This window comes from Paeniglutamicibacter sp. (assembly GCF_046714615.1).
Taxonomy (GTDB): domain Bacteria; phylum Actinomycetota; class Actinomycetes; order Actinomycetales; family Micrococcaceae; genus Paeniglutamicibacter.
In genome coordinates this window covers 98,130-119,168 of the sequence record NZ_JBKKAP010000039.1, presented here as the reverse complement: position 1 = coordinate 119,168, position 21,039 = coordinate 98,130, and the positions used below count along the sequence as shown (strand labels likewise).

The 21,039-nt window shown below is 58.9% G+C and carries 20 protein-coding genes; 13 read left to right on the top strand and 7 right to left on the bottom strand.

Features of this window, described 5'->3' with window-relative positions; translation table 11 throughout:
• Positions 1-9: 9 nt before the first annotated feature.
• From ACLQ7E_RS05080 to dmpG, 4 genes are read left to right on the top strand one after another with little or no spacing between them, the layout of a single operon-like run.
• Positions 10-951 carry a 3-carboxyethylcatechol 2,3-dioxygenase gene (locus ACLQ7E_RS05080; protein ID WP_411731484.1) on the top strand — a complete coding sequence of 314 codons (942 nt, stop codon included), beginning with the start codon at positions 10-12 and terminating at the stop codon, positions 949-951.
• Positions 948-1,754 (top strand): 2-keto-4-pentenoate hydratase, encoded by an 807-nt coding sequence (locus ACLQ7E_RS05075; protein ID WP_411731483.1) that lies wholly within the window; start codon positions 948-950, stop codon positions 1,752-1,754. The genes ACLQ7E_RS05080 and ACLQ7E_RS05075 overlap by 4 nt, the downstream gene beginning before the upstream one ends.
• 46 nt (positions 1,755-1,800) lie before the next feature.
• Positions 1,801-2,736 carry an acetaldehyde dehydrogenase (acetylating) gene (locus ACLQ7E_RS05070; RefSeq protein WP_411731482.1) on the top strand — a complete coding sequence of 312 codons (936 nt, stop codon included), beginning with the start codon at positions 1,801-1,803 and terminating at the stop codon, positions 2,734-2,736.
• A 20-nt stretch (positions 2,737-2,756) separates the two neighbouring features.
• On the top strand, positions 2,757-3,785 hold the full coding sequence (dmpG, locus tag ACLQ7E_RS05065) for a 4-hydroxy-2-oxovalerate aldolase (protein WP_411731481.1): 1,029 nt from the start codon (positions 2,757-2,759) through the stop codon (positions 3,783-3,785).
• A 368-nt stretch (positions 3,786-4,153) separates the two neighbouring features.
• Here the strand turns inward: dmpG and ACLQ7E_RS05060 are convergent, their stop codons facing one another.
• Genes ACLQ7E_RS05060 through ACLQ7E_RS05050 form a run of 3 tightly spaced genes read right to left on the bottom strand, consistent with a single transcriptional unit; the run spans position 4,154 to position 7,650 of the window.
• Positions 4,154-5,764, bottom strand: coding sequence for a bifunctional 3-(3-hydroxy-phenyl)propionate/3-hydroxycinnamic acid hydroxylase (locus tag ACLQ7E_RS05060; protein WP_411731480.1), 1,611 nt, complete (start codon positions 5,762-5,764; stop codon positions 4,154-4,156).
• Positions 5,765-5,773: 9 nt separating this feature from the next.
• A complete protein-coding gene (locus ACLQ7E_RS05055) occupies positions 5,774-6,781 on the bottom strand; it encodes a VOC family protein (RefSeq protein ID WP_411731479.1) in 1,008 nt (335 codons plus the stop codon).
• Positions 6,782-6,831: 50 nt separating this feature from the next.
• Positions 6,832-7,650, bottom strand: coding sequence for an alpha/beta fold hydrolase (locus tag ACLQ7E_RS05050; protein ID WP_411731477.1), 819 nt, complete (start codon positions 7,648-7,650; stop codon positions 6,832-6,834).
• Between the two features lie 141 nt (positions 7,651-7,791).
• Here ACLQ7E_RS05050 and ACLQ7E_RS05045 point away from each other — a divergent pair, with 141 nt between their 5' ends.
• Positions 7,792-8,451, top strand: a complete 660-nt coding sequence (locus ACLQ7E_RS05045; RefSeq protein ID WP_411731476.1) for a TetR/AcrR family transcriptional regulator — start codon at positions 7,792-7,794, stop codon at positions 8,449-8,451.
• A 415-nt stretch (positions 8,452-8,866) separates the two neighbouring features.
• Positions 8,867-9,058 (top strand): hypothetical protein, encoded by a 192-nt coding sequence (locus tag ACLQ7E_RS05040; protein WP_411731475.1) that lies wholly within the window; start codon positions 8,867-8,869, stop codon positions 9,056-9,058.
• Positions 9,059-9,308: 250 nt separating this feature from the next.
• On the opposite strand, the gene ACLQ7E_RS05035 is transcribed toward ACLQ7E_RS05040, so the two are convergent.
• Both ACLQ7E_RS05035 and hpaH read right to left on the bottom strand, forming a co-directional pair.
• Positions 9,309-10,121, bottom strand: a complete 813-nt coding sequence (locus tag ACLQ7E_RS05035) for an HpcH/HpaI aldolase family protein (RefSeq protein ID WP_411731473.1) — start codon at positions 10,119-10,121, stop codon at positions 9,309-9,311.
• The gene (gene hpaH, locus ACLQ7E_RS05030; RefSeq protein WP_411731472.1) at positions 10,106-10,891 is read right to left on the bottom strand and encodes a 2-oxo-hept-4-ene-1,7-dioate hydratase; all 786 of its coding nucleotides are present in this window, start codon (positions 10,889-10,891) and stop codon (positions 10,106-10,108) included. Before hpaH ends, ACLQ7E_RS05035 begins: the two co-directional genes overlap by 16 nt.
• 539 nt (positions 10,892-11,430) lie before the next feature.
• Between hpaH and ACLQ7E_RS05025 the strand changes: the two genes are divergently transcribed.
• From ACLQ7E_RS05025 to ACLQ7E_RS05010, 4 genes are read left to right on the top strand one after another with little or no spacing between them, the layout of a single operon-like run.
• Positions 11,431-12,306: an ABC transporter substrate-binding protein gene (locus ACLQ7E_RS05025; RefSeq protein ID WP_411731470.1), complete on the top strand. Its 876-nt coding sequence runs from the start codon at positions 11,431-11,433 to the stop codon at positions 12,304-12,306.
• Positions 12,303-13,175, top strand: coding sequence for an ABC transporter permease (locus ACLQ7E_RS05020; RefSeq protein ID WP_411731468.1), 873 nt, complete (start codon positions 12,303-12,305; stop codon positions 13,173-13,175). The genes ACLQ7E_RS05025 and ACLQ7E_RS05020 overlap by 4 nt, the downstream gene beginning before the upstream one ends.
• Positions 13,175-13,933 carry an ABC transporter permease gene (locus ACLQ7E_RS05015; RefSeq protein ID WP_411731466.1) on the top strand — a complete coding sequence of 253 codons (759 nt, stop codon included), beginning with the start codon at positions 13,175-13,177 and terminating at the stop codon, positions 13,931-13,933. The genes ACLQ7E_RS05020 and ACLQ7E_RS05015 overlap by 1 nt, the downstream gene beginning before the upstream one ends.
• Entirely contained in the window at positions 13,909-14,757 is an 849-nt protein-coding gene (locus ACLQ7E_RS05010) for an ABC transporter ATP-binding protein (RefSeq protein WP_411731465.1), read from the top strand. The genes ACLQ7E_RS05015 and ACLQ7E_RS05010 overlap by 25 nt, the downstream gene beginning before the upstream one ends.
• A 159-nt stretch (positions 14,758-14,916) precedes the next feature.
• Here the strand turns inward: ACLQ7E_RS05010 and ACLQ7E_RS05005 are convergent, their stop codons facing one another.
• Entirely contained in the window at positions 14,917-15,714 is a 798-nt protein-coding gene (locus ACLQ7E_RS05005) for an IclR family transcriptional regulator (RefSeq protein ID WP_411731464.1), read from the bottom strand.
• Positions 15,715-15,919: 205 nt separating this feature from the next.
• Here ACLQ7E_RS05005 and ACLQ7E_RS05000 point away from each other — a divergent pair, with 205 nt between their 5' ends.
• Complete coding sequence (locus ACLQ7E_RS05000; protein ID WP_411731463.1) at positions 15,920-17,248, top strand: TetR/AcrR family transcriptional regulator; 1,329 nt, start codon at positions 15,920-15,922, stop codon at positions 17,246-17,248.
• 17 nt (positions 17,249-17,265) lie between these two features.
• Here ACLQ7E_RS05000 and ACLQ7E_RS04995 read toward each other — a convergent pair whose 3' ends face one another.
• Complete coding sequence (locus tag ACLQ7E_RS04995; protein ID WP_411731462.1) at positions 17,266-17,817, bottom strand: carboxymuconolactone decarboxylase family protein; 552 nt, start codon at positions 17,815-17,817, stop codon at positions 17,266-17,268.
• A gap of 310 nt (positions 17,818-18,127) precedes the next feature.
• Between ACLQ7E_RS04995 and ACLQ7E_RS04990 the strand changes: the two genes are divergently transcribed.
• Together ACLQ7E_RS04990 and ACLQ7E_RS04985 are read left to right on the top strand one after the other, a co-directional pair.
• Entirely contained in the window at positions 18,128-19,099 is a 972-nt protein-coding gene (locus ACLQ7E_RS04990) for a flavin reductase (RefSeq protein WP_411731460.1), read from the top strand.
• 100 nt (positions 19,100-19,199) lie between these two features.
• Positions 19,200-20,459, top strand: a complete 1,260-nt coding sequence (locus ACLQ7E_RS04985; protein WP_411731459.1) for a hypothetical protein — start codon at positions 19,200-19,202, stop codon at positions 20,457-20,459.
• Positions 20,460-21,039: the final 580 nt, after the last annotated feature.

Sequence of the window (21,039 nt, the reverse complement as noted above, 5' to 3'; positions counted from 1 at the left end):
GCGCCAGGAATGCAACAAGCACTGATCGCCATGTCGCACTCTCCCCTGCTGGGGCACACCAACCCGCCCGAGGACGTCAAGGCAGCTGTCGACGCGGCCTTCGACCACGTCCGCGCCTTCGCCAAGGAATTCAATCCTGACCTGGTCGTCAACTTCGGCCCCGACCACTACAACGGGTTCTTTTACGACCTGATGCCACCATTCTGCGTGGGTTACGAGGCACTGGGCACCGGCGACTACGACTCCTGGGCCGGACCGATCAACGTCCCGACCAATGAGGCCGAAAAGCTGGCTGCGTACATCATCGACCAGGACATCGACACCGCGATCTCCCGCAAGATGGAGGTCGACCACGGGGCCGTGCAACCCATGGAAATCATCTTCGGCGGCCTGGACACCGTCCCGGTGATCCCGATCTTCGTCAACTCCGTGGCCCGCCCCTTCACCAAGGTCTCGCGCGTGCGCAAGTTCGGGGCGGCCGTGGGCGAATACTTCAAGGACTCCGACAAGAAGGTCCTGTTCATCGGTTCCGGCGGCCTGTCCCACGACCCGCCGGTCCCGCAGATCGCCACCGCAACCGAAGCCCAGCGCGCCATGCTGACCAACGGCCGCAACCCCACCCCGGAGGCCCGGGCAGCCCGCCAGGCCAACACCATCAACACGGCCATCAAGTTCGCCAAAGGCGAGGCCGACATCATGGATCTGAACCCCGAATGGGACCGCGCCTTCCTGGATGTCTGCAGGTCAGGGAACGTCGAGGGCTTCGACGCCTACACGGCCGATGAGATGGACGCGGTCGCCGGGCACTCCTCGCACGAGGTCCGCACCTGGGTCGCCGCCTACTCGGCGCTGCGCGCCTGCGGCGAATACGAGGTCAACTACGAGTTCTACAAGCCGATCAAGGAATACATTGCCGGCTTTGGCGTCACCACCGCGGTATTGAAGAAATGAGCGAAACCATCGTGAGCACCGAACGCACGCAACTCCTGGATTCACTGGCCGCAGAATTGCTGACGGCCACCGAGACCCTCGAGCCGATCGCCCCGCTGCGCGACCGCGTCGAAGCCATGGACGTCAACGACGCCTACCGCATCCAGGACGTCCAGCTGCGCGCCCACGTTGCCGCCGGCCGCGTGCTGGCCGGACGCAAGGTCGGACTGACCTCGCTGGCCATGCAAAAGCAGCTCGGCGTGGACTCCCCCGACTTCGGCTTCTTCTTCACCGACATGGTGCACCACGAGGACGCGCAGATCGCCGCCGACTCCTTCATCTCCCCCAAGGTCGAACCCGAATTCGGATTCGTCTTGAAGGAAACCCTGACCGGCCCCGGAGTGACCCGCGAACAGGCTGCCGCAGCGATCGGCGAGGTCTATGCAGCCATCGAGATCATCGACTCGCGCATCGCCAACTGGGACATCCGCCTGGTGGACACCGTGGCCGACAATGCCTCCTGCGGCGCCATCGCAGTGGGAACGACGCCGCTGGACGTGAAGGTTCAGGACCTCGGCTCGGTTGAATGCTCGTTGCTCATCGATGGCGAAAAGCGTTCCACCGGTATCGGCACCGATGTCATGGGCGATCCCGTCGCACCCCTGGCGTGGCTGGCCAACGTGCTCGGCGAACAGGGTGTGTCCCTGCCGGCCGGCCAGCTCATCCTGCCCGGCTCCTTCACCGGTGCCCTGCCGGTGATCGCCGGCCAGTCGGCCACCGCCGACTTCGGGTCCCTGGGCTCGCTGAGCATCAACTTCATCTAATCCCCCCATTTTTCTTCGTTACCTGTCACTAAGGAAGTAACCAGCCATGGCAAAGAAAACAGCCGCAATTGTCGGTTCCGGCAACATCGGCACCGACCTGATGTTCAAGATCATGCGCCGCTCCACCAACGTCGAGGTCAAGTACATGATCGGCGTCGACCCGGCCTCCGACGGCCTGGCCCGCGCGGCCCGCCTCGGCCTGACCACCTCCGCCGAAGGCGTGGACTGGCTGCTGGCCCAGGACGAACTCCCTGACTTCGTGTTCGAGTGCACCTCCGCCAAGGCCCACGAGGCCAACGCCCCGAAGTACAAGGCCGCCGGCATCCACGCCATCGACCTGACCCCCGCCGCCGTGGGTCCGTACCTGGCCCCTGTGGTGAACCTTGATTCGCTGACCGACACCATGAACGTGAACATGATTACCTGCGCCGGCCAGGCCACCACCCCGATCGTTGCCGCGGTCTCCTCCGTGGTCCCGGTCGAATATGCCGAGATCGTCGCCTCCATTGCCTCGAAGTCCGCCGGCCCGGGCACCCGCGCCAACGTGGACGAGTTCACCGAGACCACCGCCAAGGCCCTTGAAGTCGTGGGAGGTGCCAAGCGCGGCAAGGCCATCATCATCATCAACCCCGTCGAACCGCCGATGATGATGCGCAACACCATCTACTGCATGATCCCCGCCGAGGCCGCAGCAGCCGGCGCCACCCAAGACAAGATCCGCACCGCCATCGATGCAGCCGCCGCCTCCATCCGCGACTACGTCCCGGGCTACGCACTGCGCCTGGAACCACAGTTCGAGGAAGCCCGCGAAGACTGGGGCGGCTTTGGCCGCGTCGGCATCTGGGTACAGGTCGCCGGCGCCGCCGACTACCTGCCCGAGTACGCCGGCAACCTGGACATCATCACCGCGGCAGCCACCCGCACCGCGGATCTGCTCTCCGACAAAATCGACGCCGCGCGCACCGCCGCGCTGGCCAACTAGTAAGAACGGGGAAGCACACCATGACTGCACCCATGAACACCACCTTCGACATCCGCCTCACCGACACCACGCTGCGCGACGGCTCGCACGCCATGAGCCACAAGTTCACCGAGGAACATGTCCGCTCCGTGGTCCGCGCGCTGGATGATGCGCGCGTTGAGGTCATCGAGGTCACCCACGGAGATGGCCTGGGCGGCTCCTCCTTCAACTACGGCTTCTCCAAGACCCCGGAACTGGACCTGATCAAGGCAGCGGTCGACGAGGCCAAGGCCGCAAAGATCGCCGTGCTGATGCTCCCGGGATTGGGTACCATCCACGATTTGAACCAGGCGTACGACGCCGGAGCATCCGTGGCCCGCATCGCCACGCACTGCACCGAGGCAGACGTTTCCATCCAGCACTTCCAGCACGCCCGCAAGCTTGGCATGGAAACCGTTGGCTTCTTGATGCTCTCCCACCGGGTTTCCCCGGCGGAACTGGCCAAGCAGGCACGCATCATGGCCGACGCCGGCTGCCAGTGCGTTTACGTGGTTGACTCGGCCGGCGCACTGATCCTTGACGATGTCTCGGACCGCGTCTCGGCCTTGGTCGCCGCGCTCGGCGACGACGCGCAGGTGGGCTTCCCCGGCCACCAGAACATGAGCTTCGGCGTGGCCAACTCGGTCTTCGCCGTGCGCGCGGGTGCCAAGCAGATCGACGGCACCCTGATGGCGCTGGGCGCCGGTGCGGGCAACTCCCCCACCGAGGTCCTCGCCGCAGCGTTCGACCGCCTGGACATCAAGACCGGCGTCGACATCCAGGGCGTCATGGCCGCGGCCGAAGACGTCGTCAAGCCGTTCATCACCCGCATGCCGGTCATGGACCGCGCCTCCATCATGCAGGGGTATGCAGGGGTTTACTCCTCCTTCCTGATCCACGCGGAGCGCGCGGCAGAACGCTACGGCGTTCCTGCCTACCGCATCCTCGAGGAAATCGGCAAGGCCGGCTACGTCGGCGGCCAGGAAGACATGATCGTGGACGTTGCCGTGCAGCTGGCCAACGCCCGCTAAGCGTTACCAACCAAGACAAACGAACCCCGCTCCGATAACGACCAATATGGTCTACATCGGAGCGGGGTTCTCTGTTTGACGGCGATCGTTGGCCGAATGGTTATGCACATTGTGTCCCGGCGGTAGCCCTCCGAGCCATGAGGATTCGGTGGTGCGGCGAACCTCCTGCCGGAACAGACAACCAAGCCCCCGCCTTGGGCTATCTGCCTCGGTCGCGGGGGGCCAGAAATATCGTGAGGGGACGGCTCATCTTCCTCCCCAGTGGTTCGCAACGATCCAGCTTCCATCGCTTCGAACAAATTGAAAAGTGTTCGGCAGTGATCCCGGTACCGGGATCACTGCCGAACACTCGTCAAACCCTCAAACCCTCATACCGTCGTTGGAGCCTCGCGCACGACCGATGCGCCGTTTCCAACATGTCTAGGAATCGTTAGTCCCGACCTGTCAGTCGCGTAAACGAAACGATCCGGCCGCAGAATCACCACCTGAGCCCGGTATTTCCGAGCCCAAACACCAATACTGTCCACATAGTCCATCAGGTCTGAATCCGCTGCCGGGGCAGACATCGGTGTCCGCACGGTGCAGAAGACGGCACCAAGCTCGTTCCACTGTGCCTGTTCGGCCGCGCTCATGTGGGCGCGGGGGTCCGCATCGATGCCCACGACGGCGAATCCGTCGCCCAACGCGTCGTCAAAGCGCAGTCGTTCACCACCAACCCGGGAGACAGTGGGTTGGGGAATCATCCGGCCGATGGCGCTGTCTCGGGATGGCGCTTGGGCCAACAGTCCGGACTTGACCATGGGCTGGGGTTTGAAACGGAACTCCCGAATGATCGGACCGATCTTGGGAAGCCGTTGCAACAAAGGCAGCAAGTTATTGCGTAGTGCAATCTTCACGGGATTCCCTTCCTCGATGAAGAATCCAAGAGTCTCAGCCAGTTTTGTCATTTCCCGTACGTGCGGCTCCCGCTCCGCCTGATAATCATCCAGCAAGCTCTGGGACATTCGCCCGGCGAGGACTTCACGCAACTTCCAGGCGATGTTATGCGCATCGCGGATTCCCGACTGCATGCCTTGACCCGCCCACGGGGGCATCATGTGCGCAGCATCCCCGACAAGGAAGACCCTGCGGTTGCGCCAGCGCTCGGCCATCAGTACGTGATGGGTGTAGAACGCATGCTGAAGAATCTCCACGTTTTCTTCGCTCACGCCGAATGGTTGCAGCAGATTCCACAGCGACTCGCGACTTTCGAAGTCCTCCCTTTTCTCGAATCCTCGCAGGGGCAGTTCCCAACGATGGTGATTCAGCGAGAGCGGGATATCAACCACGGGGCGAACCGGATCCGACCAGAAGGTCAGGAGATCACGTTCGGGCCACCACTTCTTGACCTTCGCATCGATGATCACCCACGTTGTCGGTTTGGTCTTCCCCTCCAGATCCATGCCCAGGGATTCGCGCACGCTGCTCGATCCGCCGTCACAGGCCAGCAAATACCGAGTCCGGTAAATCCGCTCGGCACCGCTTTCGCGGTCCCGAACCGTCAGATTCACTCCCTCCAAATCCTGCTCAACGTGGATCACCTCCACGCCGAAGTTCACGGTTACGGTGTCGGTGTAGCGTTCGACTCCCCGGCGTAGCGTCTTTTCGACGGCAGGTTGAAAAATCTGCGGACTCGGCGGCTGTCCAAAGCCGGAATCGGACGGGGTGATACGCAGGAATTCCTTGCCCGCATAGGTCTTCCAGCGCAGAATGGTTTGTTCGTCCATATCCTCAAGCAACGCCCGGTCAAGGCCTGCCTGCTGCAACATCCGCAGGGTGTACTCGTCCATCGTGACGGCACGGGCGCGAGAGTAAATGTCTTTGGCCCGTTCAACCACAAGCGTGGAGACTCCGTACTGGCCGAGGAAGTTCGCGGCGGTGACGCCACTGGGTCCATATCCCACCACGGCAACGTCGGCATCGAATGGCTGGCTGGTCATGATGCTCTCCTAACCGATCAATTGGTTGGCGGTGCGCAGCCCTGCCGAGTTGGTGGTGTGCGCCATTGAGTTATCGGTACCCATCTCCAGGGGATCTCCGAACCAAGTCAGGCCGTCCTTGACGGTTGCCGGCGTCCATTCGATGGCTTCGAAATCCGGATCAAGGATCCAGTAGCCGCCAGCGTAGAGTTCCACGCGGTGGCCCGATCCGGGGTCGCGAACGTAGAGGTAGAGTGCCTGGCCGATGCCGTGTTTTCCCGGACCGATATCGAACTGGACATCGTGGTCCTTTAACACGTCAGCAGCGACCAGGAGGTCCGAGTGGTTCTCAAGGTTGAATGCCACGTGGTGCAGCTGTGCGGCTTTCTCGAACGGATTGGCAACCAAGGCGAGGTCGTGGACCTGCGGGGTCACTGACATCCAGGACGCAACGATGGTCTTCATTTCGGGGATGTTGATGAATTCCCGGCGCTTGAATCCCAGTGTTTCGCGGATCCATGCCTCGGCGGCATTCATGTCACCGGGCTTGGCCTGGACGTTGAAGTGGTCGATCCTTCGCACTCCCAGTCCACGGCGCTTTGAGCTGTTCGACGGAAGCTTGGACCGAAGTTCCTCCGGAGCCTGCGGCTTGTCGATGTCGTAGTAGAGCTCGATCGGATGTCCGGCGTGTGGCCAAATGAATCGGATCGCCGTTCCACGCCCAACCTCATGCCCGGCGGGGAGTTCAAGCGTCTCCACTTCCTTGTCCTGCAGCACCTGGTTGAAGAGTTCAACATCTTCGGGGCGCTTGACCCTGAAGCTGTAGGTGTCCACGATTGCCTCGCTGGAACGGCGCAGGATCAACGAGTGGTGAACCAACTCCATGTAGGCACGCAGGTAGGCAACGTCTTCGGTTTGGTAGGTGACCTCCATGCCGAGCAGGTCGCGGAAAAAGACAAGGGACTTTTCCAGGTTGGGGGTGCCGAGCGTGATCGCACCAACTTGCGCGATTTCGGGGCGGTATGCAGTCGTGAGCATTGTGGTTCTCCGTGATGGGTTGGTGTTATTGGGGGCGGTGGTGCGGGCGACTAGACCGCGAGGAATTCGCGGGTGAGTCGATTGAACGATTCGAGCTGTTCATACTGGGCCCAGTGGCCGCAGCGCGGGAAGATATGCAGTTCGGCGTCCTTGATCGCTTCGAGCCACAAAAGTGACCACGAAGGAAGAAGGAATTTGTCTTCGCGTCCCCAGATAATCAGGGTCCGGGCCGTGATCCTTGGCAGCATCTCGGAAAGGTCACCCATGTTGGGGATGCCCTCGATTTCCGGGTTGTTCTTCAACGCTGCGGTCAGCCGTTCGTCCACCAATGCCTCGGTGACGTTCCCTTGGTCGTAGACCATCGCGGAAACGAACTCCTGCATCAGTTCACGGTCAACTCCCTCGGTCATGGCCTTGCCGATGAGTTGGATGCCGTAGGGCATGTCGACATGCCCGTGCACGGTCTTGGGCGTCAAACCACCCGGTGCCATGAGCACCAGATCGCGCACTCGTTCTGGCACGGTGGCAGCGATCCAGGCCGCCGCTCCTCCGCCGAAGCTGTTGCCAACCAAACTGAATTCTTCGATCCCCAGCGCATCCAGCGCAGCGAGAATGCGCTGCCCGCTATGAGCAATCAACGGTCCTTCAATCGACGGCCGGCTGGAGGCCCCGAAACGCGGGTGATCGAAGACAAGATTCCGATAATCCTGGAACGCGGGAAGGTTGCCGCGAAAGTTGGACATTCCGCTTGCACCAGGTCCGCTGCCGTGCAGCCAAACCAGGGGAAACCCGTCGCCGGACTCGGTCAGAGCGAGCGTAGTGTCGCCAACCTCCACAAGGCGTGGGGTTATTTCGAGTGTGTCATTCACGAGCATCTCCATTCTGTATGGGTCGTTACAGATAGTATATGAAAGTGACACCGCGCACAAGGGTGGGAGCTGCGACGAGGTCGCGCGCCGGCGAAGAATGGCTATCCATTGGCAACTATGAAAACGGGATAACCTAGTCGGATGGCCACTGAAAAACTTCCGATGCATTCAAAACGTAAAGAATTAGGCGAAGTTTCGCGCCAAAATATCCTCGACGTCGCGTCTCGACTCATGGCCGAACGCGGCTATGACGGGACTTCAATGTCACTGCTCTGCAAGGAAGTTGGCCTACCTTCGAGCTCGATCTATTGGCATTTTGGCAGCAAGGAAGGCGTCCTGGCAGCCGTCATGGAGCGTGGGGCCTTGCACTTCTTCGAGTCTTTCCCCGAGCCGGATTGGCTAGAAGGAACACCGAGCCAACGCCTGCACCAGATTTTCCTGCGCACCGGGACCTCGTTGGTTGAAGATCCCCTGCACTCGGAGTTTCTTCAGCTACAGATACGGTTTCGACTCAATCGGGACCTGCATCAGGGCAAGGGCTTCTTTGAAATCGCCGAGTCGGTCAGACAACAGGGCGTGGCATTCATGGCGTCGTGGATATTCCGCGCCTACGAAGACCTCGGCGAAGATGCCGCTCGCAGGCTTGGCGATTATCTTGCCGAGTTTGGCGTTGCACTGATCGACGGCGTTTACCTTGCGGCCAAAGCCGGCTCAAAAACACCCACACAAACCTTGTTGAATCTCGCGGCCACTTCGCTCGCCGCCGCCGCCGATGAGTTCTTAGGCAACAAATCCGCATAGAAATGACAAGGGACACCGTTCGATAGAAGAATCTCCGAAGATCGTGAGGCCGAGCCGAATCAACATCATCGAGCAGATTTCCCGACGTCGTTCCTTTCGTCCTTCGTCTCAGCGTTGAGCCCTGAGGCAAGCGCTTCGGCTGCGCGCTGAAACATTTTGAAATTCGACGCGTTCGAGTCCTCGACGTTGACGGTTTAGCTACGTTCCCCGCATTTTGCGTTGACTACTTATCAGGCCTCGTCGAAGCGAACGGTCACCCTCCGAATCCAGCTTGCGCAATTCTCTGGTCAGCAAGTCAAGTGCCCTGGATAAGCAGATCAGGGCAACCCTGACGGCGCAGCATACCCGGTTGCCGCACCATGGTCATGGCCGCGACCGAGGACGTCGTCAAGCCGTTCATCGCCCGCATGCCGGAATGGACCGCGCGTCCATCATGCAGGGCTATGCCGGGGTCTACTCCTCCTTCCTGATCCACGCCGAACGCGCGGCCGAACGCTACGGCGTCCCGGCCTACCGCATCCTCGAGGAAATCGGCAAGGCCGGCTACGTCGGCGGCCAGGAAGACATGATCGTGGACGTTGCGGTGCAGCTGGCTGCCGCACGCTAACAATTGCGAATCTCAAGGCAGGTGGCTGAACTCTTACAGGTTCGGCCACCTGCCTTTTTGGTGTCGGCTTCCCCTCGGTGCCCGCCGATGACGATCGATCATTGAAACGGTTGCCTGTTTCGGCACACTTCGAATGACGATCAGGGCGTAGCCACGGCAGCCCAGCGCAACATATATAGCAACGGATAAGGACGAAGACGATGACCCGGCGCCGGTGCAGGACTGAACGCCGGGTCATCTTCAGGGACATTCAGTAGCTGGCCGGCGCCGACGCACTATTGGCGTTTCCGATGTACTTTGCAGTGAGGGCTTCGGTGCTGCGAGCCAGCAACGATACGTCGGCAGCCACGTTCACAAAGTCCGCACCAGCCTGAATGTAGGTTCGCGCATCTGCTTCAACGAAGGCGTTAACGCCAACAAATTTTCCCGCAGCCCTGGCAGCGGTGATGGAGGTGAGAACAGCGGCCACGACCAGGGGGTGGTTTTGCTGGCCGAGCAGACCCATTGAAGCGGCTAGGTCGGCCGGGCCGATGAAGATGCCATCAACCCCTTCGGTTGAGGCGATTTCCGAGGCGTTTTCAACGGCGGTGGCCGTTTCAATCTGCACCACCAACGTGACCAAATCACCGGCACGGTTCAAGTAGTCGTCGATGCGGTTCCAGCGGGCGGATCGGCTCAGGGACGATCCCACGCCGCGGATCCCGCGTGGCGGGTAGTGCATGGATGAGACCGCCGCCTGGGCTTCGGCAGCATCGTTGACCATCGGCACAATAATTGATTGCGCTCCAGCATCCAGATACTGCTTGACCAGGACAGCATCATTGTCTGGGACGCGGACCACGGGCAGGGTCGGGTAGGCGGCAATGGCACGCAACTGCGCCTGAACCGATTCCAACCCCATGGCACCATGCTCCGCGTCAATGAGTAGGTAATCCAGGCCCGAACCTGCGCAGATCTCGGCTATGGCAGCATCACCGGAACATACAAACATGCCAACCACGGTACGGGTTGCATCGGCGAAAAGGTCTTTGAAAGATAATGTCGGTTCTAGGCGAACTGGCATGTCACCGTTCCCATCTGTCCATAGTCGGCAAATACGGTGTCGCCCTTGGAAACGGGCATGGGGCGGGTGAAGGAGCCCGCGAGAATGATCTGGCCTGCCTTGAGTTCGTCTCCGTGCTTGGCGATCCTGTTCGCCAACCAATGGACCCCATTGGCGGGATGCCCCAGAACGCCGGCGGCGACGCCCGTCTCTTCGATCTGTTGGTTCTTATAAAGGATTCCCGAAATCCACCGAAGGTCCACTTCGGTGGGAGCCATCGGCGTACCACCGATAACGATGACGCCCATCGCCGCGTTGTCACTGATCGTATCCACGATGGTGCGGTTTGCGAGTTCAATGCGTGAATCAAGGATTTCCAGCGCCGGCACAACGTATTCGGTGGCGCGCAAGACATCAAAAATGCTCGCGTTGGGCCCGGCGATGTCGTCTTTGAGGACAAAAGCCAGTTCCATCTCCACGCGTGGGAACGCGTAGGAACGGGTCTGGAGGATTGATCCGGATTCAAAAACCATGTCGGAAAAGATAACTCCGTAATCCGGTTCGGTGATGCCGGAAGACATTTGCATGGCCCTCGACGTCAACCCGATCTTTCGTCCGATGAGGGTGCGGCCTTGCGCTTCGCAACGCTCCCGCCATAGATTTTGTACTCGGTAGGAATCTTCAACCGTCATCTCGGGAAACCGCGCCGTGAGGCGCTGTACCGGCCTACGAGTGGTTGCTGCCGAAATCAATTCATCAACAACCCGGCTGACTTGTTCGTCTGTGATCATGACTTTCCTTAAGGTGAGGTCGACGTGGCGAATTGTTGGTTCGGACCGACGAGTGAGATGTTCACCGGAAGTCCTTGACCAATATGGAATGAGTCGGTCAATTCGGCTCGCCACTCATTGATACGTTGATCCAAAATCCGAGTTACGTCGGCTTCTCATTGGATACTGATGCGCGCCCGAACACAGCAGACTTTTCCGTCATGCGGCATAACGAGTCGAATTGCCACGAGGAAGTTCATAACTCGCCCGCGGCAACTTTTCACTATCCGGGATGGTGCATTGAGCCGCTAATGTGACCCCCGCTACACTCAGTGGACCAGGCACTACAGAAACGGCTACTCGTCATCATTGCGGAGTAAGCGTCAGTATCTGGCCACATTTTTCCCAATGAGCGAAGAAAGACCGGTACCAAAATGCGATCTATCACTAACGGTTCACGCAAAACACGTCGTGTGTCCGCGGTAGTTTCCGCCACCGCCCTGATGCTGACTCTCGGAGCATGCGGCCAGACCGAGGCTCCCGCTAACGAGGTGGTTTCCTTGAAGATCGGAAGCACGACGAGCCTGGCCGGAGTGGGAGTCAGGAATGGCATCTCCAGCGGGCAGTTCACCAAGGAAGGCCTCACCGTCGAAGCCGCCCCCGTGAAGTCCGGCAACGACGCAGTCCCGCAGCTCATCAGCGGCGACTTGCAGATCGCCCAGGTTGATACGACGACCGCCATGCAGGCCATCCAAAAAGGTGTTCCGATCAAGATTGTCGCCGTTGCCGGTGTGCAGTCGACCGATGGTGGAGTGGGTGTTCCATCCACCGGAAGCGTCTTGGTCAAGCCGGGTAGCGATATCAAGACTCCCGCAGATCTTGCCGGACGCGACCTCGGAATCCATGCAATCAACAGCCAGATCTGGATGAATATTCGTGCAGTAATCGATGCTGACGGCGGCAATTCAGCCGATACAAAATTCATCGAGGTGCCCGGCCCACAAGCCATCGACATGTTGCTCAAGGGTGAAGTCGAAGCTACTACCGCCTCCGAGCCGCTTGCATCGGCGTCAGTGGCCGCCGGCACCGTTAGGCTCATCCACAGCACGGACATTCCTGGCAAGAAGGGTGAACCGAGCTCGGTGTACGTCGCCACGAACGAATTCATTGGCAAAAACCCGGAGTCTCTCAAGAAGTTCACAACCGCTGTTTACGCTGCCCAGGACGAAGTGAACAAGGACAAGGAACTGGGGAAGAAGATTGCCGTGGAGCTGCTGGGCTACAAGGGGGCACAGTTGAAGAACGCATTCATCCTGGATTACGGAACCACCGCCATCAGCTCGGCTCAGATCGAAGCTGTCTCGGCCACAGCCGTGAAATACGGAATCCTTTCTGAAGCACCCAAAGCTTCGGATGTGTTGGCAGATTTCAAATGAGCGGATCGACCGGTACCGCCACGCCAGTGAGCCCAACGAGGGCCAGGGAACGTCGGGTAAGCGACCGGCCGAGCCGAAAAACCTCGCTCGACAACCGCAAATTGATCACCAAGTTGTCATGGCAGCTGTTGGCCATCGCTGGCGTCTTACTTGTTTGGCACCTTATTGCCGCGAGTTCCTTGCTACCGGGCGATGGGCTTCCAGCACCATTTGAAGTTGCAACGGCCATGACAACCCTCTGGGGCACCTCCACCTATTGGATGGCGATCCTTACCACTGTCAGGGTATGGGCCATCGGGTTGGCCATATGCGCGGTCTTCGGCATCCCGCTGGGTCTGTTGATCGGCATGTCGCTGAACGCCACACGCAGTACGCGCTGGGTCATCGACTTTTTTAGGACGATTCCCACGATCGCACTCCTGCCATTGGTGCTCCTACTCTTTGGACCCACCATCAAGATGTCGATCACCATGATTGTCATGTCGGCACTTTGGCCGCTGTTGATCCAGTCGATGGTTGCCGTCAAGCAAGTCGAACCACTGCACAAGTGGGTCGTTCAGGTCTTCCGCATTTCGCGAATGGACCGGGTACGTTTCCTCTGGATTCCAAGCGTCACGTTGCTCGTATCCACCGGTATGCGGTTGGCCGCGACAATTGCCTTGTTGATGACAGTCGGCGCCGAATACATTGGAGGCGCTCCGGGACTGGGCAAGGAACTCATGTCAATGGAACAGGCTTTCCGTCGCCCCGAAGTCTTTGCCTACGCCATCACCGCTGGAGCGATCGGATTGGCTATCAATATGCTCATCGTCTTCGGACAACGCCGAATGCTCTGGTGGCATCCAATTACCCGGGGAGAACGAGCCTAATGAAACTCATCAAGAACGTCGCCTGGGAGCTCTGGCTGCCCGTCCTGTTGATAGTTGTTTGGCTTGTACTGTCTGCCGGAAGCACATCCTTCTACTTCCCTTCGTTGTCCGACATCATGAACAAGTTCGCTGAAATCTGGTTCTTTGACGGAATTGCCACCGACCTGCTGCCGAGTCTGGGAAGAATCTTCATGGGCTTTGGTTTTGCCCTCATCGTTGGTGTGGTCGGTGGTGTGTGCCTCGGAATGTTGCGCCGCACCGAAGAGGCGTTCCGGCCACTGCTGGAATTCTTGCGCTCAACACCAGGTGTAGCTCTCCTTCCCATCGCCACACTGTTCTTGGGCATTGGGCAGGAGATGAAGGTCTTCATGATCGCTCTGGCTTGCATGTGGCCGATCCTGTTGAACACCATTGATGGCGTTCGTTCGGTGGAGCCCGTGTTGCTGCAGGCCGCAAAAAGCTACCAGCTCACGCTGATGGAACGCATTCGATTCATCTACATTCCTAACGCGACGCCTCAAATCTTTGCCGGCGGACGAATTTCATTGGCGATTGCCACGGTCGTCCTGGTAGTGACGGAAATGATTGGATCTCCGGGTGGGATCGGGTACTTTGTCCTCAACTCCCAGAGAAACTTCGACATTCTGAGCATGTGGACCGGCATTGTCATGTTGGGCCTGATGGGCTATGTACTGAACTTCTTATTCCGATTAGCTGAGAATCGCATTCTCCGTTGGCACATCATCAAAAACGCTTAGGAACAAAGACCATGACCAATTCAATCGTCACCCCAAAGTCCGAAAACGCGCAGCATGCGGGAGAGCCGCTTCTTTCGGTGAAGAACCTCGGCCGGTCGTTCGGCTATCACACGGTCCTCGGGAACATCAATGTCGAAGTTCAGGCCGGCGAATTCATGTGCATCGTCGGACCGTCGGGCGCGGGAAAGACCACCCTGTTGCAGTGCCTTTCAGGCCTTTTGGAACCAACGAGCGGAACCGTGTCGTTGAACGGAAAGACCGTGACGGAACCACCTGCCGAGATGGCGATCGTTTTCCAGGACTATTCGCGCTCGCTGATGCCCTGGCTTTCGATCCTGGACAACGTCTCACTACCGTTGCGTTCGAAGGGGTTGGCCAAGGCCGAGATCAAGGCAAAAGCCACCGCAGCCCTTGAAGAAGTTGGGTTGGCCGGCCACCTCCACAAGTTTCCCTGGCAGCTTTCCGGTGGCATGCAGCAGCGTGTGGCCATCGCCCGCGCACTGGCCTATGAGCCGGCCATCGTCCTCATGGATGAGCCGTTCGCTTCCGTGGATGCTCAGACTCGGGCGGATCTCGAGGACCTGACGTTGAAGGTCAAGAAGCACCTGGGCATTACGGTCTTGTTGGTGACCCACGACATCGACGAGGCTGTCTACCTCGCCGACCGGGTGTTGGTGCTCGGTGGCAAGCCAACCGAAGTAGTGGACTTGATCGAAACTAATCTCGGAGACGATCGCGATCAAGTGGGCACGAAGCTTCTTCCTCGCTTCGCCGAACTCCGCGCCAAGGTCTATCAGGAAATCAGGACACAGACCACGGCCTAGGCCACCCAATTGCTTTCAAAGCAAGGTGCGCATCCCTTGGGGTGCGCACCTTCTGCTGTTTCGAGCCGCGGACGGAAGTTCTCGGGTCGGACAACCACTTCATGAGAAAGGCAGGGCACCCGCAAGCGACGGGTGCCCTGCCTTGTACAAAATATCTGATTAAGAGTGCAGCTTGCGGGTGAGCTGGGCGGTCGCCCGTACGAGGAGCGCACCGTGGGTTGTTACGTCAGAGCCCTGCGCTGGACCGGACAAACCTATTGCCGCCACCGCCTTACCGTCGATGACGATGGGCGAAGCCACACAGACCTGACCAAGTGATGCCTCTTCGCGGTCATAGGCCAAACGCGTGGAGCGCACTTCAGCCAATTGGGCGATAAGGCCCGCAGCCGTAGAGAGGGAGTGTCGTGTTCGACGCGGGATTCCAACGGCGGCCACGTTGCGGATGACCTCCGGGGATTCAAATGCCAGCATCGCCTTTCCCAGCGCGGTACATGCCGTCGGGTACCTTCCGCCAATGACCGTTCGTGACGGGTAGCTGCGAAGGCCGACCACTTTGTCTATCATGACGATTTCAGGCCCTTCAAGTACGGCCAAGTGGGTGGTGAGCCCCGTATTGCCGAAAAGTTCTCCCAAGAAGGGAGCCGCGGTTTCCTTCAATCCTTGAGCCTGGCTGTGGACGACTTGGTTTCCCAGCTCAAACAAGCGCACCGAAAGGCTGTAGTTCGACCCAACCTTGGTGACAAGATTCCCCTTGACCAAGTGGGATAGCAATCGGTGCACAGTCGAGGTCGGGATTCCGGCGCGCCTGGATATATCACTGACGCCAAGCGTCGAGTGATCCCCGGTGAAAACATCAAGCAGTTGGAGGGCACGCACCACTGAAGCAGTTCCTCCAATGGAGGCCTGAACGCTTTCCGAAGCGTCGTGCTGCACGGCGTCGCTGATGGTCGCGGTCATGGTGTGTTCCCTTCCGCTCAGACGCTTGGGTTTCCCCCGATAGCGTCTTGAAGAAATTTGATCCGGATTATTTCTGTAGTGCCTAGTTTAGAAAGTGTAGTGATTGGTCTAGAATTAGGCAAGACCTCGAAACCTCGCCATTTGTTACTCGCCACGGTCAAAAACCGTGTGCTGAGAGCCTGACGATGATGGAGCGTCGCGTACGATGCTTGCCAAACCGATGAAGATAAAGGGAGCCTGGCCGATGAATACGAGCCGACGGAATGCGCGTGGTGAGGCAACTCTCCGCTCCATCTTGGCCGAAAGCGTCGGTCTGCTAGGTCGCTACGGATATGCCGGCACAACGATCTCCCGCATCACCAAGGTCACCGGAAAGCCCGCGAGCTCCATTTACTGGTTTTTCCCTACCAAGGACGAACTGTTGGCAGCCGCCCTTGAGGGCACGTATCAGAGCGATGTTGAGAACCTGTCGGCCTGGCCACAATACACATCGGATCTTGGCCTGCGTGAACAACTCGTTCAGATCTTGACCCCGGCATTCACTTCAAGCGAGACCGAGGGACCGGTTCGGCTTGGCATCATGGTCGTCCTGGAAGGCAGTTCTGAAGGTTCAATGGCACGGGAACCTTTCAGGCGCCGTCGGCAGCGCGCTCGAAAGCAGATCCACGAATGGTGGAGTACTGCAAGCAAGGCCTTTGGCGGGAACCAGCACGACGACATTGCCGAAAGAATGGTTCGCCTGACCATCGCATTCCTCGATGGCCACTACATTTCTGATGTCCGATGCGACGATTCGCCCCAAGCACAACGCGGCGAACTAGTGGCAATAGCCCTCTGCCATGCGTTTTACGACCTGCTTGAATCCAGCGACGTGGTGAACCTGCCGCTCAAAAAAGAAACTCGCATCCAGCCGACCGAGCCCTTGGAAGCGATCGACGGCGAGGACAAACTGCTTTCAAGCGCTCGTTCCCTCGTCGCAGAGAGAAGTTACGAAGGCGCTACCTTGGCATTGATCGGTGAGCGCGCCGGCATGCAGCGCAGCTCGATCTATTGGCGTTACAAGGGCAAAGACGAACTGATCCGTGATGCCGTTGCTGAACCCTTTCTGCGGCTTGCCGGCACAACCCTTCCCAGTACACGTACGGATGAAGGCACATTGCTGGTCAACTTGGCCAAATCGATAGCCGACGGGGTCGCGGCATCCATGTCGTCGCCGGACACCGTCAAGGCGGGCTTGCTTCTCAAGCTTCAGCGCCGCGACCCATTGTCGCTTGCGAGCGAGGCGATCCAACGGGGCTTGGTGGCCCAGGAAGCTGAGATGGAGCAATGGCTCGAGGTTGCCATCGCGGATCGGCCGCGGGTCGATCCAGCAATTCTGGCGTGGATGCTCAATGTCCTCAAGGAAGGCTTGATGCTTGGTGTGGCTTTCGGGTACGTCTACGACGTGGAACTTCTGGAAGGTGCCTGTGCATCCATGATCGGCGGGGTCCTTGATGACTTGGCACGGGATCCCGCCGAACCGCACATGCAATAGATGGTGTCGTAGGACCGTTACTCGCCGATCACCGGAAACGTGTCAACAGGACCCGTTTCCAATTCGATCTCGAAGGTATTCATCACGCGACCAACCATCATGTAGAAGCCAATGAGCATCACTAGTTCAACCAGTCGAGAATGATCGTAAGTCCCGGAAATTTGCGCGAACAGCTCGTCTGAGACCGTTGTGGTCGTGACAATCGAATCCGTAAATTCGATCAGCTTATGTTCGAAAGCGGTCAGTTCCGAACGCGCCGATTCCTGCGGGTAATTGGCAACAGCTGCAATCTTTTCCTCCGTAAACCCGTGGCGCAGTGCCACGGCATGGTGCTCGTGGGCCTGATAGGCAGCCCCGGACAGGTGGGCCACCCGTAAGATGACCACTTCGCGGTCCACCGGAGGGAGCGAGCTCCCTTTGCTGAGTGTGTGGCCCAGGGCAAGCACGTTAGGAGCGGCATTCTTGGATTGACCGATGAGCCGGAAGATATTGATCTGCCGGCGACCTGAGAGCGCTCGCAGAGTCGCTTCCGGCGTTTCATCCGGATTCATGTAGGGAATACGTGCCAACGTGGGCTCCTTCAATTCGTGGCGACTCGGCCGTGCCGGTCTCTGATGTTGGAGCCTATGCCCCACGCCCGAGACTCTATGCCTCTTGGCACCGTGGAAATAGGTGCCCTTCCGCCACGCGGGAAGCTTGCCGTGTCCGAACATCAATCTTTCCAGTATCCGGAACGGGGCTGTCACTGACTTAGTGATGCGGAACATACTGATCTCAACGCAAATACAGCGGACGAACATACGCCGGATCCTTTCAGAACCACCACACATGGATTAGGCATATTCCGCAGGACACGGACCTCGGACAAAGGAACCCAGAATGACTACCACTTCATCGACCAACGCTGCGGAATCAATTCAGGAGCAAGGCGATCCCGTAGACGACACCCGCGCATTCCGCCGGGCGTTGGGCCAATTTGCCACTGGCGTCACGGTTATGACCACGACCGTGGGTGAGCGTCAAGTGGGTATGGCAGTGAATTCCTTTGCGGCGGTGTCCCTGGATCCACCACTGGTTTCCTGGTCCATCCGTAACGAGTCCAGAAGCCTCAATGCCTTCGCCCGCGGCGAGCACTTTGCGGTCAATGTACTTGCCGATGATCAGGTTGAAACTTCCGCATTGTTCAGCCGGCCGCAGGAAAACGCGTTCGAAAATGTTTCTTGGAACCCGGGCATCCACGGAGACCCGATCCTGAACGATGCAATCGCCCATTTCGAGTGCACTGTCGAAGCGACCCATGAGGGTGGCGATCACGTGATTATCATCGGCCGGGTCAACAAGTTCACCCGGCTCTCGGGCGCACCCCTTGTCTTCTTCGCCGGCCAATACCGGATCGCCAAAGAGCACCCGCGTGTCGAGCTGACTTCGGCTGCACCATATTCTTCGACATCCGGCAATGGCGATGCATCGCCGCTATTTGTTTCACTGCTCAAATCCACGGAGCAGCGCATGTCCCGACTTTTCAACGAATATCGTGACCAGCTGGGCATCAATATCGCCGGTAGCAGGGTCATCAACTTGCTCGATGACGGAATCACCTCGATCACGGAAATCGCCGACCAGGCACTGCTGGGAGAGTCCGCCGTTGAGGATACCCTGAGCGATTTCAAGACGCGAGGCTGGGTCGGGGAAAGCCCCTCGGGGGATCTTCACCTCACGATCAGCGGTAAATCCATTCGCAGCCAGCTGCTGGAGGCGGCCACGAAATTCAGTACGGAAAAGCTGAGCCAGATCAGTGATTCAGATATTCAGGCAGCTCGCCGGGTTCTGGTCCACCTGTTGACCACCTAGCCGCCCTAGGCACCCGATTCAGGTGCCCACCAGATATTCCCTTTCCATCCATGGCGCGGCAGCTGCCACACCATCCCCAACCCTTAACTTAGGACGGACAATGTCAATGGTCTCCGACTCGGTGCAAACCAAACCTTCATATGATCCCTCGGCTCGCTCCCTTGACTGGAGCACATATCGTGAGCGCGCTCTGGCGGCAGGGCGCGACTACCTTGCGGCAATCGATAATGTTTTGGAGAGTATTGCATCTCGCCGAAACGAATCAGAGACTGCGGGCCGCGTCCCGGACGCAACGGTTGAGGAACTGATCGGCACCGGCCTTTTTAGGGCCTTCACACCGCTTCGGTATGGGGGTCTGGAGATGGACCCTGCCTCCTTCTTCGAAGGCATCATGAAGGTCGCGACCGCAGATAGCTCAGCCGCTTGGATCGCCGGGCAGCTCAACGTTCATGCCTTCGAGATCGCGCTGATGTCCGAAAAGATGCAAGACGAATTCTGGGCCGATGGACCCGACACACGTGCGTCCAGCTCGTACGCGCCGATTGGATCCTACGTGGAGAAGGAAGGCGGGTATGTCCTGGACGGAACGTGGACTTTCTCCAGCGGTGTTGACCACGCACAGTGGGTCATTCTTGGCGGCGGCGACAAGGCGTTTGTCGTACCGATTACTGATGTGGAAATCGATCACTCGAGCTGGGATGTCCAAGGCCTGAAGGGAACGGGCAGCAAGTCCGTCACCCTCAAGGAGGTCTTCGTTCCAAATTACCGGATCCACTTCTTCATCGACACCTACAACGACGAGAACCCTGGGTGGGCAGTGAACAACGTCCCGCTCTACTGGATGTCGTTCACCAGCGTCTTCAATTCGACGCCAACGAATACTGTTATCGGTACTGCCCTTGGCGGCATCGACATCTTCCTTGAACAGTCCAAGGTTCGACTGACCAGACAGGGCACCGGCGCACCAATTGCCCAGAACCCGTTCCTGCATCTCAAGGTCGCCACTGCCCTCACGGCAATTGGCGCAGCGCGGGACCGCCACCTGGCGAACTGGCGCACGTTCTTCGAGATTGCCTGCCGTGGAGAGGAAGCCCCTGCCTTGGAGCGCATGAGGGTTCGCTTCGAAGCGGCTAACGCGAACGCGACATCGTTTGAGTCCTTCGCCGAGCTTTGGCCCATCGCCGGGGCGGCGGCCTCGGCGACGAGCAACCCGCTGCAGATGACGTTCCGGGATCTGATGGCAGCTCGCAACCACGGATCCGCTGGCCGTGAACTTGCTGCCGGCCAGTACATCAAGACCATGTTTGGTTTGGAACCGGCTCCGTTCAAGGACCTGGGCACACTGGCCTATTTCAAGTAAGACGACAAAACATCAGTCATGAAATTGGATCTGCTCTAATTTCAAGAACTACGAACGCAAGGGGTCTGAGTCCGGATGCACTTCGGATTCAGACCTCTTGCGTCGTTAATGCAATTCTTTATTTGTTCCCGAAGATATGGATGGCGCAGCGAAGATACAGACGGTGCAACCCATTGGTCAACCATGACTATCATCGACTGCTCTAGACCGGACCCCTTCACCCGAGTAGGGAATAGCTCTTGTCAGGGTCGAGAAATCCTGTTGCTTCGGCAGATGACGCTGACGATCAGCGCAGCCGCACCGAGTCATGACCATGGCAAAGCTCCAGTATCAAGACTTGAGGATTGAGCGACGGGCCCGAGCAGGTAATTGGCCGCCTCTGAGGCTGGACACTTCTGGAGCACTCGACTCTCAGATTTCGACGCCCCTGGTTGTCTCGCCTCAGCCCGGCCAAGTTCTGCAGGGATCACCGTATCCGTGTGGCCCCAAGAGCTTTGAGAGGTAAGACCTTGGTTGTACACGCACGCGCGAGGGTAGGAAGTTCTCCTCGGTCTTCAGCAAAACTATTGGCACAAGAAAG

What these genes read in the sequence shown, in the direction of transcription:
- ACLQ7E_RS05075 (WP_411731483.1), top strand. Translation starts at nt 948, where the DNA reads ATGAGCGAAACCATCGTGAGCACCGAACGCACGCAACTCCTGGATTCA.
- ACLQ7E_RS05015 (WP_411731466.1), top strand. Translation starts at nt 13,175, where the DNA reads ATGAAACTCATCAAGAACGTCGCCTGGGAGCTCTGGCTGCCCGTCCTG.
- ACLQ7E_RS05000 (WP_411731463.1), top strand. Translation starts at nt 15,920, where the DNA reads ATGCTTGCCAAACCGATGAAGATAAAGGGAGCCTGGCCGATGAATACG.
- ACLQ7E_RS05080 (WP_411731484.1), top strand. Translation starts at nt 10, where the DNA reads ATGCAACAAGCACTGATCGCCATGTCGCACTCTCCCCTGCTGGGGCAC.
- hpaH (WP_411731472.1), bottom strand. Translation starts at nt 10,891, where the DNA reads ATGATCACAGACGAACAAGTCAGCCGGGTTGTTGATGAATTGATTTCG.
- ACLQ7E_RS05005 (WP_411731464.1), bottom strand. Translation starts at nt 15,714, where the DNA reads ATGACCGCGACCATCAGCGACGCCGTGCAGCACGACGCTTCGGAAAGC.
- ACLQ7E_RS05020 (WP_411731468.1), top strand. Translation starts at nt 12,303, where the DNA reads ATGAGCGGATCGACCGGTACCGCCACGCCAGTGAGCCCAACGAGGGCC.
- ACLQ7E_RS04985 (WP_411731459.1), top strand. Translation starts at nt 19,200, where the DNA reads ATGTCAATGGTCTCCGACTCGGTGCAAACCAAACCTTCATATGATCCC.
- ACLQ7E_RS04990 (WP_411731460.1), top strand. Translation starts at nt 18,128, where the DNA reads ATGACTACCACTTCATCGACCAACGCTGCGGAATCAATTCAGGAGCAA.
- ACLQ7E_RS05040 (WP_411731475.1), top strand. Translation starts at nt 8,867, where the DNA reads ATGGACCGCGCGTCCATCATGCAGGGCTATGCCGGGGTCTACTCCTCC.
- ACLQ7E_RS05055 (WP_411731479.1), bottom strand. Translation starts at nt 6,781, where the DNA reads ATGCTCACGACTGCATACCGCCCCGAAATCGCGCAAGTTGGTGCGATC.
- ACLQ7E_RS05060 (WP_411731480.1), bottom strand. Translation starts at nt 5,764, where the DNA reads ATGACCAGCCAGCCATTCGATGCCGACGTTGCCGTGGTGGGATATGGA.
- dmpG (WP_411731481.1), top strand. Translation starts at nt 2,757, where the DNA reads ATGACTGCACCCATGAACACCACCTTCGACATCCGCCTCACCGACACC.
- ACLQ7E_RS05070 (WP_411731482.1), top strand. Translation starts at nt 1,801, where the DNA reads ATGGCAAAGAAAACAGCCGCAATTGTCGGTTCCGGCAACATCGGCACC.
- ACLQ7E_RS05035 (WP_411731473.1), bottom strand. Translation starts at nt 10,121, where the DNA reads ATGCCAGTTCGCCTAGAACCGACATTATCTTTCAAAGACCTTTTCGCC.
- ACLQ7E_RS05045 (WP_411731476.1), top strand. Translation starts at nt 7,792, where the DNA reads ATGGCCACTGAAAAACTTCCGATGCATTCAAAACGTAAAGAATTAGGC.